Below are 14,767 nucleotides of genomic sequence, written 5' to 3' on the forward strand. Positions count from 1 at the left end.
ACTTGCGATCGCCTGAGCATTAGCATGTGCGAGCGCTCTTGGCTGGTCAAGTATAGCTCGTGGTGTTCGCATGTATTGTCAAAAGTATCAGCAGTCATTGCAGCTCTGGAAGGCATAGTCAAGAATGCATAGAAAAAATTACGAAAAGCTTGAGAATAAGCCATGAGTGTTGCGATCGTTACTGGCTCTGCTGGTCTCATTGGTTCGGAAGCAGTACGTTTTTTTAGCGCTCTCGGTATGCATGTCGTCGGGATCGATAACGATATGCGTAGCTTTTTTTTTGGAGAGGAAGCTTCCACAAAATGGAACCTTAAGCGTTTGCAATCTCAGATCAAAGAGTACACTCACTATGATGTGGATATCCGAGATAGCGATCGCCTGGATGTCATTTTTCAGTACTACAAACAAGACATTTCCCTTGTCATTCATACCGCAGCCCAGCCATCTCACGACTGGGCTGCACGCGATCCGTTCTCCGATTTCTCGGTCAATGCCAACGGTACGTTGAACTTGTTACAAGCAACGCGCCAACATTGCCCAGAAACCCCATTTATCTTCACTTCTACTAACAAGGTTTATGGAGACTTACCCAACTTTTTACCCCTAGTTGAGTTAGACCGCCGCTGGGAGATCGATCCCGCTCATAAGTATGCTTTGGGGATCTCTGAAGATATGAGTATCGATCGCAGCAAGCACTCTCTATTCGGAGCTTCTAAGGTTGCAGCCGACGTATTAGTCCAAGAATACGGTCATTACTTTGGCATTCCTACTGTTTGCTTTCGGGGTGGCTGTTTGACCGGACCCAGCCATTCGGGAACAAAATTACACGGCTTTCTCGCTTACTTGATGAAATGTACGGTGACTGGCGATCCCTACACGATCTACGGTTATCAAGGCAAACAAGTCCGCGATAACATTCACTCCTCGGACTTGATTGCTGCATTTTACGAGTTCTATCTCAACCCTGGAATCGCTGAAGTTTACAACATCGGCGGTGGTAGAGAAAGTAATTGCTCAATGCTAGAGGCGATCGCTGATTGCGAAGAAATTGCTGGCAGAGACTTGAACTACTCTTACACCGATGAAAATCGCAGTGGCGATCACATCTGGTACATCAGCGATTTATCGAAGTTTAAAGCCAAGTATCCAAATTGGTCGATTAAATACGACGTACCGCACATTTTGCGGGAGATTTACACCCAAAACTGTGAAAGGTGGTTAAAGTACAGTGATTAATCGAGGCAAACACTCCATCTTAGGAATTAACATCCACGCTATAGATTACGAATTTGCCGTCAACAAAATTGTTGTTGCGGCTGAAAGAAAAGCTCCCTATGCGGTCAGTGCGTTAGCCGTTCATGGCGTGATGACGGGATTTTTAGACCCCATTCACGCCCGTCGATTGAACGGTATGGATCTCGTAGTTCCTGACGGACAACCCGTGCGCTGGGCGTTGTGGTGGCTGCACAAGCAAGGATTACCCGATCGCGTCTGCGGTCCCAAGCTTACGCTCAGAATCGCTCAAGCTTTTGCTGAAAAAGGGCTAAGTGTCTATCTCTATGGTAGCCAAATAGAAGTATTACAGCAATTCGCTTGTCAGTTGCAGCAACGCTTTCCCCAGCTTCAAATTGCGGGCATGGAGCCTTCTAAATTTCGCCGTCTCTCTTTAGAGGAACGAAAAGAGTTAGTGACTCGGATTAAAGCCTCTGGAGCCAGTGCCGTAATGCTCGGTCTCGGTTGTCCTCGACAAGAAGTTTGGGCTTACGAATATCGCCAAATGCTAGGTATCCCCATCTTAGCTGTGGGTGCTGCCTTCGATTTTCACGCTGGTAGGCTAGCGCCAGCACCGCAAACAATGCAAGATTTGGGATTGGAGTGGTTATTTCGTCTGCTACAAGAACCCAGACGCTTGTGGCGGCGCTATATCCTGCTCAATCCGCTTTATTTATGGTATGTTGGCTTTCAGTTACTCGGTTGGAAAAAATTTGTGCCACCTGCTCCTGACGGTAGCGAACCGATTGAATCTTACGGGTAATCTATAAACCTCGTGCAAATTTTGCACGAGGTTTAATCGTTATTGTTTGACAGTAAACGCTGCGCTAAACTCCGTGAAGACAGTTGACGGGTGTTTTATTCTCCCTCAGCTCCCGTCTCTCTTACTCTGCTCCCTGCTCCCTACTCCCTGCTCCCTGCTTCGCAGCAAGAGCGATCGCGGCGGGTAAAATTCGATATTCTTGCTGGTGAATTCGTTGGTGTAGAGTTTGGGGGGTGTCGTCAGGTAAGACGGGTACGGCTGCTTGGAGCAAAATGCGCCCGCTATCGACTTCGGGAACGACTATATGTACCGTACAACCTGCTATTTTTACACCAGCAGCGAGGGCTTGTTCTACTGCCTGAATGCCACGAAAGCTGGGCAATAAACTGGGATGGATGTTAATAATTCGTTCGACAAAAGCATTGATGAGTACTGGCGTGACGATTCGCATCCAGCCCGCCATTATAACCCACGATATGTCATATTGATGTAAAGTTTGAACAATTTGACGATCTAGATCTTCACGGCTGGGAAAATGACGATGATTGAGCAAAACGGCAGGTACGTCACGATTTGCAGCTCGAACTGCGACTTTCGCTTCTGGGTTGTTGTAAATTAAAACTTGAATTCTAGCATTAAGTCTACCTTGGGCGATCGCCTCTGCTACAGCTTCAAAGTTACTGCCATTTCCCGAAGCAAGTATACCTAGTTTAATTGGTTCTCCTGGTATCCATATATCACTGGGATCGACCGGAGAAATTAAGCTGGCAGTAGAGGCGGTAGTTGCTGGGATCGTCATACAGCATTTTATCGAGCAAGGTGTTAACTCAGTCATTATCCATCATTCGACTGGCGATCGCCTCACTCCGGCGTTAAAAATTGCTAGGAACAGTTATCAGTAAAGAAGGGGTGTAGGGTATAGGGGTGTAGCGATCGGTCACTGGTCACTGATAACTGCTCCCTTTAATTAGTAAAATAGCCCTACAAAGTTAAAATACAAAGTATGGCTTTTGAGCGTTCTCGCAAGCAACTGCTAGATAACGATGCGATCGCGGCATGGATTTTTCTAACACCAGCGCTGCTGATGCTGGGAATATTCCTAATATTTCCCATTGCTTATCTGTTTTACCTTAGCTTTACTACAGGAAGTTTTACTGCTACTGGCGTGCGCTGGGTGGGGTTTAACAATTACTTCCGACTAATTCTCAATCCTGATTTTTGGCAAGTTATTAGTAATACTTGCTATTTTACCATTGCTACAGTAATTCCCAGTTTAGTAATTCCTTTGGGCTTGGCAGCACTATTAAACCGCAATATAGCTTGGCGAGGATTATTACGCAGCGCTTATTTTCTCCCTTCAATTGTGTCTATTGTCGCCGCTGGGTTAGGATTTCGCTGGCTATTTCAAACCGATGGACCAGTCAATACATGGTTGAATGCAATTGGAATTTCTCCGATTCCCTGGCTAGGTAGTAATATTTGGGCAATGCCAGTCATCATTTTATTGAGTATTTGGAAGCAGCTAGGCTTCAATATGGTGGTATTTCTAGCTGGATTGCAAGCAATTCCTCCCAGTCGTTATGAAGCAGCAGAATTAGATGGAGCAAATGCTTGGCAGCAATTTTGGTATATTACTCTACCAGGATTAAGACCGACGTTAATCTTCGCTACGATTACAACAGCAATTTTTACTTTGCGGGGTTTCGAGCAAATTTATGTCGTGACTGGGGGAGGACCTTTAAATTCTACTAATATTTTAGTTTATTACATTTATCAAGAAGCTTTTGGGCAATTCGATTTTGGTTACGCTGCGGCTGCGGCTACAATTTTGTTATTGGTAGCGCTAGTTTTAGTTTATATTCAGTTGCAAACTTGGGACGGAGAGTAGAAGCACGCTATATATATTTTTGCTACAAATTAACGAAATACAACTAAAGAAGATGCTGTTTTTGCTTGCTGTCTCGCTTTCTCTATAGCACTCATAGTTTGTAATGAAAGAAAACCAAAACCTACCTTGGAAGCCATATCGAGGAGAGTCACAAACATTGTTTCCACGCTAATATTTAAGAAATTCAAACCTGCGGGACTAAGAAGCCAGATAATTGGGTAAAATGTCCATATTGTCAAGTGAACTTTTAGTAATTTGTGGAAAGCTGGAACAACTCTAGGGAAGGTACGTTCTACTTGTCTACGATATTGGTGAAGGAGAAGATATACAGTAGCACAGTAAGCTGCACAACTGACAATATACCAAATATAATTAACTGGATAGGGTGAAATAGTAGCAACAAAACCAGCAGCAATTGTATAAGCATTTGCCCCCAATAAACTAGCTGTAGTTGTGATGCTAGTTTTACCGAGATATGTGAGAATTAATAGCAATAAAGGTGTGGAAATAAACCAGGAAACATATCTGACCCAAAAAATGGGACGACCGTTAATAAAGTCTACTCCTTGACCGAGAGCCATAATTAAATACAGTCCAGCAGCGATCGCGCAAACGAAAAAGTTGAGCGTATACAAAATCTGCCAGCGCTGATTTTTCGCATTGTGAGCGCCAATTCCAAAAACGAGCGCACCGAACGACATACCAAATACACCAAGCCACTGCCAGAGAAATGTCATAATTTTATAACTTATAACTTGCCATGTAACTTTCCATCGGTTAAGCGATCCATTGGTTATGTAAGAATTGCCAGCAACTGCTAGCATTTGCTTAGCTTGATTCAGATGTTCGTCAACTACATTACTCCCATACTGAGCTAATTGGCTAGTGTCAATTTTTTGAACTGTTGGCATAATTTGCGAATATGGAAAAGCGATGTTACATAACACCATCATTTGAGATTAACACTGTAATTCGAGAGCTAGTATGATTAATCAATCCTTAAGCTTCAGTAAATTTCATCGTATACAATAATCATACTTGCCTCATGCAAACGCTCGGTCTCGATACTTAGCGCTCGTCCCTTGTCATTCCAAAGAAAAAGCCTAAGTCAAATTATCTTTCTGACTTAGGCTTTCTAATTTAGGCTTCTACGTGCAGACTATGAGGGAATGTAAATCCTCTTCCTCATATCTCCACCGATATCCCAACTGACCGAGCCAATTGCTGCTCTAATTGCTAAAAGCGTCCTTGATATTATCAACAGTACGCTTGACAAAATTCGTGCTGTTGTCTACTGCTTTTTCAGTCCGAGCGGCATCTTCCTCAGCTCTTTGCTCAATCCGATCCCGATCTCGCTTGGCTTTGCGCTCAACGCCACTACCCTCGTCGTCAGCTCGATCGACTTTAGCCGCATTTTTGTTGGCAGTTCGCTCAACTTTGTTTGCCGTATCTCGGATCAAATTCTTGGAGCCTTTAGCCACATCATCAGCTGCTTCTTTAGTTCGATCGCCCGCGTCTGCCGCTGCGATTGAAATCGGAGCGGGACTAGCCATTGCTACAGGGTTTGAGAACAAAGCAAAGTGCCATACGAAGCCGATCGCAGACAGAAAAAATAGCGTTGTTGCCAGAAAACGTCCCAAAGTCGAAACTTGTTGCTTCAAATATGTCAGTTTCATCGGATACAATCTCTATACGATTTAGCATTTACAGTACTCCAACTAACTCATCTGCTAGATCGTTCTGCGGATAGAGGGTTTTCAAGTTACTCAGTTGTTAACTAAATTTCCTCCTTTCGGTAGACTAGAAGTCGTTCCTTAATTTAATCCTCGCCAGTAGCAACAGTCATCCCATTTGATTTAGAGAGCTGATGGTTTGAAGATTACGGGTACTACATCCATCGATCGCCACAAGGCGATCGCAGATTTAAACGAAGAGCATCACAATGGTGGATGCATCGTTAAGACATGCTGCTTATATTTGCGTAGCGGTAGCGGATGATACCACCAGATGACGATCCAAGAGCAATGAACCAATAATGAATGCAAAAATTAAAAATCAGCCTGGAAGACCGCGTAGTGTAGAAGCCGATCGCGCTATTCATAGAGCCACCTTGGAACTCTTAGCCGAGGTAGGTTACGATCGCATGAGTATAGAGGCGATCGCTAGCCGTGCAGGGGTGGGAAAAACCACAATTTACCGTCGCTACAACTCAAAAGAAGAACTGGTGGCAGATGCGATCGAAAGCCGCAGAGAAGACGTAGAAATCCCAGATACGAAAAACTTTTGGAGCGACATTGATTTAATTATTGCCAGTGCTACCCAGATGACCTTAGATCCTCTGGGACGGCAAATTGTGGCTTTAATTATCAGTACAGCATCTAACAATCCCCAGTTTGCTCAAGTTTATTGGGCGAAATATCTCCAACCTCGTCGCCAAGCCTTTGCTGCTGTCATCGCACAAGCAAAAAGTAGACAGGAAATTGCCACAGATATAGATGCCGATCTTGTCTTCGACCTCATTAGCGGGATCATGCTTTATGGATTGGTATTTCCACCTACAAATGAGTCGTATCAAGCATACGTTCGTCGTGCTGTTGGTTTAGTTGTAAAAATGTAGTTGTCATCTAATTTTAAAAATCTAGACTTCAACCGAATGTCTACTCTACCATCGGGATGCAATCTTCGCCCCGCCAATGCTAAGGATACTTGGGCGATTCGGAAGTCGGTGCTATCGGCAAAACTCGACCCGACGCAGTTACGCTGGCAACAATTTTCAGTCGTTGAATGCAACGGACGAGTCGTTGCTTGCGGGCAGTTACGGGCTTTTGCTGGGGCGCAAGAATTGGGTAGTTTAGTGGTTGCCTCTAACTGGCGGGGTAAAGGTTTGGGAACATACTTAGTGGGATATTTAATTGAACAAGCAACTCAGCCGCTTTATTTAGAATGCTTGGGGCGTAAACTAGCAGAGTTTTATACTCGCTTTGGGTTTGTTGCAGTTACATGGAAAGAATTACCGCGATCGCTCAAATTTAAGTTTGCTTTGTCTGACTTAGCAGCGAAAATCGGTGTTCCTGTAACAATTATGCGTTATTCAAAGCTGTAGTCATCGATTTAGGTGTGTTTCCATTAGTAATTGATTGCATGAAAGCGCAACTTAGTACATTGCTGCTTAGGGGGTGCAACGCATGAGTCTATCTTTTGAGAGAAACACTGCTGTAATTCTTGCCATAAAATCGAAAAATAAGTTCGATAAAAAATGGCGATAGTGTTACTATGGCGAATTCAAAATCGGCAAAAAAATCCGCTGCTCAGATTAACAAAACTACAGATAAAGAGACAGCAAAAGTTGCCCACGCTATGTCTCCAGAGACAGTTGTAGCAGATGAGTTACCACCAAAACCCGATTATCCTCGCTATCGCGTCACTCCCAACGAACCAACTCAATTAAGTCAAATCGACCCAGATACTTGTGAAAGCTATCAGAGCAAGAAAGAGATAGAAGCAGAACTAGAGTATTATCGCGATCGCCTGAGTTTGCTACAAGAACGCCTGTACGCCGAGCAGCAGCGCAGTCTACTCATCGTATTACAAGCAATGGATACTGGTGGGAAAGACGGCACGATTAAACACGTGTTTCAGGGGATCAATCCTCAAGGTTGTCGAGTTTGGTCTTTTAAAAATCCCAGCCAAGAGGAATTGAGCCATGATTTTTTGTGGCGATACCATCAGCGGACACCGCAAAGAGGCATGATTAATATCTTTAATCGTTCTCATTATGAAGATGTATTAATCGTGCGCGTTAAACAACTCGTGCCGGAAGCAGTCTGGCAGAAAAGATATCACAGCATTAATGAATTTGAACAAATGCTAATTTTAAATAATGTTAGTATTATTAAGTTTTTTCTACATATTTCTAAAGACGAACAAAAACGTAGATTAGAAAAGCGGCTAGAAGACCCAGATAAGCGATGGAAATTTTCTATTAACGATGTCAACGAGCGAAAATTATGGGATGATTACCAACAAGCTTATGAAGATGCAATTAATTATTGCTCTACAGAGTATGCTCCTTGGTATGTCGTTCCGGCAAATAAGAAGTGGTATAGAAACTTAGTTATTGCTCGGGCGATCGCCGATACTTTAGAAGCAATGAATCCACAATATCCAGCAGCAGCACAAAATTTAGAAAATATAATTATTCCTGATTGAGAGTTATCAGTTGTCAGTCATTAGTGAACGGGGTGTAGGGAATTTTTGAATTTTTGAATTTTGAATTTTGTTGATGATTATTCCGCGCGTAAAGCTTTGACCGGATCGAGTTGGCTGGCACGGAGAGCAGGAATAAAACCAGCACCCATGCCGACTAGTAAAGATGAAGCTAGTGCCAGACTTGCGGTGCTGGGTTCAAATTGGTAAGGTAAGGTAAATGTATTGGCGACTGCAACAGCAATTCCATGTACTGTCCCTATGGCGATCGTCCCACCGATTAAACTTAAAAGTGCAACTTCTAAAATAAATTGCGCCATAATATCTTGCTGAGTTGCTCCCAAAGCCCGACGCAAACCGATTTCTGGTGTGCGCTCTATCACTGAAGCGATCGTAATATTGGCAATACCCACACCTCCTACCAGCAGGGAAATTGCACCCACTACAGTTAGCGCTTGGGAGGCTAGCTGCATGATTTTTTGTTGTTGAATGATATCTTCTACATTGTTCCAAGCCCAATAACTTCGCCCAGGAAAACGTTGTGCCAAGAGTTGCTGGACTCGGTTGCTAAAAACTTCAAGGTCTTCAATCCGGCGAGGACGCAACTGAATTGTATCGACAGCACGGCTACCTGTAAGAGAACTATAAATTGGAAGCGGCACGAACAATTGACCTTCAGGTGGTGCGTTTTCCTGCATTTTAGTTGGTACGACTCCCACCACTACGTAGGGTCGGTCGTTAGCATAGAGGCGTTGTCCAACTGCTTGACCATCTTTGAATAGCTTATCCGCAAGAAAGCGATCGATCGCGACCACAGGTCGGTAGTTGGCGAAATCAGCAGCAGTAAAAAACCGTCCTGCTTCCAACGGTCTACCTAAGGTGAGTAAAAAATCTGGGGTCACTGCCATCATCTGAGGACTAGCTTCTTCAGTTTGAAATATAGTTTCTGCCGAACCCACCCAAGCTGCGCCACTACTCGCCCGTAAGCCAGAGAGTCGTTGGCGGAAAAATTCCAAATCTGCTAGGCTCATTTGAGCGCTCAAGTCGCTGCCTGCTTGCCAATTTAGCCCTACCATAATCTGAGGTGCGTCTCTTTCTGCTAATCGTTGGGCAATAATAATCCGGCTGATACTACCAACTTGAAGCGTAGCACTGACCGCTGCCACACCCATAAATACTCCTAACGCCGTCAAAGCAGAACGTAGGGGATTGCTACGCAAAGAGTCAAAGGTGAGGATTAGCAGTTCGACTGGTGAAAGGCTCATTGGATAGTTGGTAATTAGTAGTTGGTAGTTTTTCTCTCTCAGCTCCCTCAGCCACCTTGCGCTCCCTCAGCTCTTTTCACTCCCTCAGCCCCCTCAGCTCTCTTCCCCCTGCTCCCTGCTCCCTGATAACTGGTCACTGCTGACCGATCACTGGCGTTCCTGGGGTCAGGGTGGCTTCGGCGGGGGGTAAAATGACTTTTTCGCCAAAGTTCAGTCCAGCAGCAACTTCAGCGGTGAGCAATCCTTCTAAACCCAATTTAAGATATCGTTTCTGAGCTTTGTTTTGACTATCTTTTACCCAAACAAAAGGACGTTGTTCGGTGCGTTGAATAATGTCTGAATTCAAGACTAAAACGTTGCGCCGCTGCTCTAGTACGATCTCAACGTTTACGCCGCTGCCAGGAATGAGCGATCGCGTTGGGGTGTCGAGCTTGACTGTTGCAGGTACTCTAGGTTGATTCGATTGATTGTTACTACTACCACCACTGCGACCGCTTTGTTTTTGACTTTCTTCGGGAGTCACTGCCTGGGGATATACACTTTGGATTTTACCTGTAAACGTTTTGGCGTTAGGCGCGATCGCGCTGACACGAGCCACTTGATTGACTCTGACTTGAGCGGCGTTTAAGGGAGAGAGCAAAAGCTTGATTTTCACTTGTGCCGGATCGCCTACCGTCAATAGATCGGTACGCAACTCAACTCCATCACCATTTTTGACGCTGACTCCCAAAACTGTTCCATCTAAAGGCGATCGCACTAATGTATCTTGGAGTTTTTGCTGAATGCTTTGACGTTGAAGCTGCTCGATTTGAAGTTGGATTGTCGCATTCTGAGCCTCTAACTGAGCGTTGCGGATGTCAGCTTCATTCTGCCGCACTTTATCCTCTAGCTCTTGGACTTGTTGTTGCGCCACGGCTCCTTCCTGTGCCAAGGCATCTAGTTTTTTACGAATTTTTTCATCGGCAATTAACTGTTCCTGAGCCTCTAAGATTTTTTGACGGTTGCGTACTAGAGTCGCTTGCGCCTCTAGTATTTTTAATTGCTGGTTAGCTAAAGCAGTTTGGCGCTCGGGATAGCGGAGAATGACGAGTACTTGATCGGCTTTCACTTGATTTCCCGGCTGGACTAAGACGCGATCGACAGCGCCTTCAGTGGGCGACTTGATCGTTCGTTGTCCCTGAAGTTCCACAGTACCGCTTTCATCAATTGTATTTTCTACGGTTCCTGTTTCTACGACTACCGTTTGTACCGTCACTGGTTGGGCAGTGGAATTGAAAACCAGAAAGTAACCCAGCCCGCTAGCTAAGCAAATTCCGGCTAGAGTCGCCGACCAAGCTAGCCATTGCATACCAGAACGAAATTTGTGCTTTCCCTGTTTTCTACTCACGATTGACCAGGTGTCAGTTATCAGTTATCAGTTATCAGTTATCAGTTATCAGTTGTCAGGGTATGGGTAGTTGGTAATGGGTAATGGGTAATGGGTAATGGGTAATGGGTAATGGGTAATGGGTTGTTGGTTGACAGTTTTTGCTTCCTCTGCTTCCTCTGCCCCTCTGCTCTTATTTCATGGCGGCTTCAAGTAAAGGTGGCAGGACGTGACAGGCATCGAAATATTCGTGGGCGATCGCTCTTGCTGCTTGGCAGTGGAATTCGTAGCGGCTATTAATTGCTTCAATCCCCGCGATCGCCTCCTCTAAGTTACTAAATGCGATCGCGCCTGCACCAGTAGGCAACCAATTGGAAAAACCCGTGTCTTGAATCACTACGGGACGACCGCTAGCGAGATAGCAAGCGCTGCGTTCGCTAAACACACCACTGTAAGTCACGGCAAAAGCATCTTTAGTTATACTAAACTCTGCCTTCGATTGTTGAATGTATTCTTGGTAAGTCCAGGGTGTTTGCGTGGGCGGCTCTCGTACTCTCCAGCCTTTAGTTGCTAGTAGCTCAGTAGGTGTATTACCTCCACTTACTGCTAGCTCCAAGATCGATCCTACCCACTTTGGCAAATCTATGTAAGGGGGAAAAGCATCTGCCTTTAAGCCATAGCGAATGCCTTTGTATTCTCGTGGTGGATAACTTTCCCATTGCATGACTGTCGTAAATTTGGCTGCGGCATCAGTTAAAGGTTTTACCGACCAGGCAGCGAGAACGATCGGTTGGCGCGTGGGTTGCCAGGGAAAACCATCATCGGGGACAGTACATTTGCTCTGACCGATATTTTCCGCACAAGAAAAGAAAGTTGTATGCTGTCGCGCTTGTTCGTAAGCATAAGCATCGGTGAGGTGGCGAATTTGGGTAAAGGCTGAATCTCCTTCAACTAATGCGCGGGCGGGAATTTGCAGCAGCCAAGGGCGCAGCGGGTTGACTCCATCTAAATTGAGTAACAGCTCGGCAGTCGCGCAAATTTCCTCAATCCGGTCAGCACAACCTCCCAACCATGAACTTGTATGGGCATCGTAATACGCCCAGCGATCGCCTAAACCAACTTGCTCAAAGATACTCGCGGCATATTTCAAGCCATAAGTAGGATTGATATCCATATAACCGCGCGTCGGGTCGTAGCAAGAGGGATAATCATCGCTATCTTCGATGAAATAAACATCGTGACCCAAGTTTGCCAAACCCATCAGGTATTGCAAAGGATGCCAAGACATTCCACCCAAAGGACCGCGCACGATGTAGCCGAGGACAACGATTCGCAGGCAACTGGCGCGATCGGGAATCGGAGAGTGGGAGTCGGTAGGGACGGGTTTGGAAACCCGCCCGTACAGGAGTCGGGAGTCGGGAGTTGTAGGGGCGAGTTTAGCAAATAGCTCCCCGATTGAGACAGTAAATCTTCGGTCAAAACCCGCCCGTATAGGAGTCGGGAGTCGAGAAATTTTGAATTTTGACTTTTGAATTTTGAATTTTGACTTTTGCATCATGGTTGAAGCCCGTACACAACAAGGCGGGTATTTTTCAACACGCAGCGGCAATGCGATCGCAGATAACGTTCCAGTCCAGAATAGTAATCGAGCCACCAAAACGCCGACCAACCGAAAACAATAAACTGCACTCCTTTACTTTGCCAACGTTCCAGTGCTTGAATTGCAGTCAGATCGTCTGGTGGTGCGCCCCAGTACTGCCCATCTTTTTCCAGAAAAGGAATTGCTGGTGCAGAGGCGATCGCTTCCCCTTGCCACTGACCGTCATCAACGAGAATGTAGGCTTCTTCTGGGGGGATTAACCGAGCAATTTCCTGGCTGGCTAATTGCAATCGTTCTTCCCAAGTTTGTTGCATGTGGGGTAAAGCCATTTGCGTGTATTCGCTTTGGCGTGCGTGTAGGGCAAGAAAGCGCTCGGCAAGCCATTGGCGATAGTTCTCATCCCTAGCGCGATCGCTTTGCAACAGATAAGCGACAGCATCGGTAATTTCAGCAATGACACCAATTGGTCCGTTGCGATCGAAACGCCAGTCTGTTTCGGTAATCTGTCCTGAGTGCAGGCGGACTTGAGCGAGTTCTCGGGCTAAAAAGAAAATGTCGAACTTGGTAGCCAGCCGATAGATCGTCGTCAAGTCAAATGTATGCTTAGAATGGGGACTATCAAACTGTCCCACGACTGCCAATGCTGAAGCGCGAAAAAACAGACTAGAAGTATAAACCGGACAACCCTGCCAGGAAATCGTCTGTTCGAGGAAATCAAGACCCTTGACTAAACCACCAGAAATATTTCCCGTGTGTTGTAAATCTAGAGAATTACCAGCAGCATCGATCAGCCTCACCATTGCAAATGAAAACCCGACTTGCGGATGCTCGTCTAAAGCTCGGACAGATTCGCTTATCAACTCTGGCAGCATCAAATCGTCATCGCTCAAAATTGTTAAATAAGGACTAGTATTTAATTCAATAGCGAGATTCCAATTACCTAAACCACCAATATTAGTTTCGTTACGAATGTAAGTGACGCGATCGTCGCCTTCGGCAAGCGATCGCACGACTATTTCAGTATCGTCAGTCGAAGCATTATCGAGTACCATCACCCGAAAGTCTGGATAGTCTTGAGCTAAAACACTTGCCAAACTAAGCTTGAGTAATGGCGATCGATTATACGTAGTTAGAGCTACAGTAACTTTAGTCATTATTAATTGTTAATTGCTAATTATTAATTGCTAATTGCTCCCGTGTCCCCCTTGTCCCCCTTGTCTTCCCGACTCCCGGCTCCCTGCTTTTTCAATCAAATTCGTCAGCACCTTATCCGAGTCAAAATACTCTTGAGCGATTTCTCTGGCAGCTTTGGCGTGTCGCTGCGGGTTGGTTTTTAATTTCTCAATTGCCTCTGCTGCTTGAGCTGTTGTCGTAAATGTCAATAGCCCTTCCCCAGTAGGAATAGTTTTGCTAAATCCTGTATCTTGTAAAATGACTGGTACGCCAAGGGCGAGGTAGCTGGCTGTGCGACAAGAAAACCAACCGCTTTGACTAGCAACGTAAGCGTTCTTAGCAATACTCCATTCGCCAAAGGAATGAGCGAGATAATCTCGGTAAATCCAAGGGTTGTGGGAAACTTCGTAGCCATCGCGCACAATCCAACCGCATTCTTGCAGCCTCTCGACTGGAGCGGAACCACTTAAAGCTAATTCGAGTGGTAGCGGACTGTGAGATGGTAAATCCATGTAGCGCTCGAATTCGCTACTTTTTCCGGTATAAGCAACGCCATTTACTATTGGACCCTTTTCTTTTGGTTCCCACGATGCCACGGTTGTTAGTACGGGTCGCCGCTCTGTGACTGGTACGGCTGCTCGGTCGAAGCAGTCTAATACTATTGGTTGGCGTGTGGGTATCCAGTCAAAAGATTCGCAGGGAACTTTACAATCAGTAGCGCCTATATTTTCTCCAAAGCTGAAGAAAACGTCGTGATGTTCCTGCCACCAAGCAACGCGGGCTGCGACTTCCGCAGGGGAACCAGTCAGCAGTCCGGCTTGGGTGTATAAAGGATCGGTATCGATTAATATGACTTTGGCATTGGTAAAGTTTTCCTCGCGCATCCAATGCCCAGCAGAAATGTGGAGTAACAGGTCGGCACTGCGGCAGAACTCGACGACATCGTGCCAAGGACGACCGTAGGTTTTGCCAGTTACATCGCGAAAAAACCAGCGATCGCTCAAACTCTCGTCTAAAATGGCTAGTTCTCGCGCTAAAAAGGCAGCGTTTTTCGACCCGTCTTCAACAAATGTTTTCGCAATCGGGTCGTAACACCATTTACCCGTATCTTCTATATATAGGACATCGTGACCGAGCCGTTGCAATCCGAGTAAGTATTGTAAGTAGTGCCAAAACATGCCCCCGAAGGGATACGTCCCAGCCAAACCAGCGATCGCAATCCGCAGCGACATAT

General features: G+C 45.6%; 15 protein-coding genes. 7 read left to right on the forward strand and 8 right to left on the reverse strand.

Features of this window, described 5'->3' with window-relative positions:
• The first annotated feature begins 162 nt into the window (after positions 1-162).
• Positions 163-1,236 carry an NAD-dependent epimerase/dehydratase family protein gene (locus H6G17_RS22975; protein ID WP_192160935.1) on the forward strand — a complete coding sequence of 358 codons (1,074 nt, stop codon included), beginning with the start codon at positions 163-165 and terminating at the stop codon, positions 1,234-1,236.
• Positions 1,229-2,035, forward strand: a complete 807-nt coding sequence (locus tag H6G17_RS22980; protein WP_192160936.1) for a WecB/TagA/CpsF family glycosyltransferase — start codon at positions 1,229-1,231, stop codon at positions 2,033-2,035. Before H6G17_RS22975 ends, H6G17_RS22980 begins: the two co-directional genes overlap by 8 nt.
• Positions 2,036-2,156: 121 nt before the next feature.
• Here the strand turns inward: H6G17_RS22980 and purN are convergent, their stop codons facing one another.
• Positions 2,157-2,834, reverse strand: a complete 678-nt coding sequence (gene purN, locus H6G17_RS22985) for a phosphoribosylglycinamide formyltransferase (protein ID WP_192160937.1) — start codon at positions 2,832-2,834, stop codon at positions 2,157-2,159.
• A 204-nt stretch (positions 2,835-3,038) separates the two neighbouring features.
• On the opposite strand from purN, the gene H6G17_RS22990 reads away from it, so the two are divergent.
• Positions 3,039-3,923, forward strand: a complete 885-nt coding sequence (locus H6G17_RS22990) for a sugar ABC transporter permease (protein ID WP_192160938.1) — start codon at positions 3,039-3,041, stop codon at positions 3,921-3,923.
• 29 nt (positions 3,924-3,952) lie between these two features.
• On the opposite strand, the gene H6G17_RS22995 is transcribed toward H6G17_RS22990, so the two are convergent.
• Together H6G17_RS22995 and H6G17_RS23000 are read right to left on the reverse strand one after the other, a co-directional pair.
• On the reverse strand, positions 3,953-4,834 hold the full coding sequence (locus H6G17_RS22995; RefSeq protein WP_242038547.1) for a microbial rhodopsin family protein: 882 nt from the start codon (positions 4,832-4,834) through the stop codon (positions 3,953-3,955).
• Between the two features lie 318 nt (positions 4,835-5,152).
• On the reverse strand, positions 5,153-5,599 hold the full coding sequence (locus H6G17_RS23000) for a hypothetical protein (RefSeq protein WP_192160939.1): 447 nt from the start codon (positions 5,597-5,599) through the stop codon (positions 5,153-5,155).
• 196 nt (positions 5,600-5,795) lie between these two features.
• On the opposite strand from H6G17_RS23000, the gene H6G17_RS34225 reads away from it, so the two are divergent.
• From H6G17_RS34225 to H6G17_RS23015, 4 genes are all read left to right on the forward strand, one after another.
• The gene (locus H6G17_RS34225) at positions 5,796-5,921 is read left to right on the forward strand and encodes a hypothetical protein (protein WP_256498779.1); all 126 of its coding nucleotides are present in this window, start codon (positions 5,796-5,798) and stop codon (positions 5,919-5,921) included.
• A 37-nt stretch (positions 5,922-5,958) separates the two neighbouring features.
• Entirely contained in the window at positions 5,959-6,540 is a 582-nt protein-coding gene (locus H6G17_RS23005; protein WP_192160940.1) for a TetR/AcrR family transcriptional regulator, read from the forward strand.
• A 36-nt stretch (positions 6,541-6,576) separates the two neighbouring features.
• Positions 6,577-7,026: a GNAT family N-acetyltransferase gene (locus H6G17_RS23010; protein WP_192160941.1), complete on the forward strand. Its 450-nt coding sequence runs from the start codon at positions 6,577-6,579 to the stop codon at positions 7,024-7,026.
• A 170-nt stretch (positions 7,027-7,196) separates the two neighbouring features.
• Positions 7,197-8,132, forward strand: a complete 936-nt coding sequence (locus H6G17_RS23015; protein ID WP_192160942.1) for a polyphosphate kinase 2 family protein — start codon at positions 7,197-7,199, stop codon at positions 8,130-8,132.
• 77 nt (positions 8,133-8,209) lie between these two features.
• Here the strand turns inward: H6G17_RS23015 and H6G17_RS23020 are convergent, their stop codons facing one another.
• The 5 genes from H6G17_RS23020 to H6G17_RS23040 all read right to left on the reverse strand — a co-directional run bounded on the left by H6G17_RS23020 (position 8,210) and on the right by H6G17_RS23040 (position 14,765).
• Complete coding sequence (locus H6G17_RS23020; protein WP_192160943.1) at positions 8,210-9,394, reverse strand: ABC transporter permease; 1,185 nt, start codon at positions 9,392-9,394, stop codon at positions 8,210-8,212.
• Between the two features lie 133 nt (positions 9,395-9,527).
• Positions 9,528-10,781 carry an efflux RND transporter periplasmic adaptor subunit gene (locus H6G17_RS23025; protein ID WP_192160944.1) on the reverse strand — a complete coding sequence of 418 codons (1,254 nt, stop codon included), beginning with the start codon at positions 10,779-10,781 and terminating at the stop codon, positions 9,528-9,530.
• A gap of 172 nt (positions 10,782-10,953) precedes the next feature.
• On the reverse strand, positions 10,954-12,318 hold the full coding sequence (locus H6G17_RS23030) for a hypothetical protein (protein ID WP_192160945.1): 1,365 nt from the start codon (positions 12,316-12,318) through the stop codon (positions 10,954-10,956).
• The gene (locus tag H6G17_RS23035; RefSeq protein WP_192160946.1) at positions 12,315-13,514 is read right to left on the reverse strand and encodes a glycosyltransferase family A protein; all 1,200 of its coding nucleotides are present in this window, start codon (positions 13,512-13,514) and stop codon (positions 12,315-12,317) included. Before H6G17_RS23035 ends, H6G17_RS23030 begins: the two co-directional genes overlap by 4 nt.
• 30 nt (positions 13,515-13,544) lie before the next feature.
• Positions 13,545-14,765: a glycosyltransferase gene (locus H6G17_RS23040; RefSeq protein WP_192160947.1), complete on the reverse strand. Its 1,221-nt coding sequence runs from the start codon at positions 14,763-14,765 to the stop codon at positions 13,545-13,547.
• Positions 14,766-14,767: the final 2 nt, after the last annotated feature.

Source organism: Chroococcidiopsis sp. [FACHB-1243], from assembly GCF_014696895.1.
Lineage (GTDB): Bacteria > Cyanobacteriota > Cyanobacteriia > Cyanobacteriales > Chroococcidiopsidaceae > Chroococcidiopsis.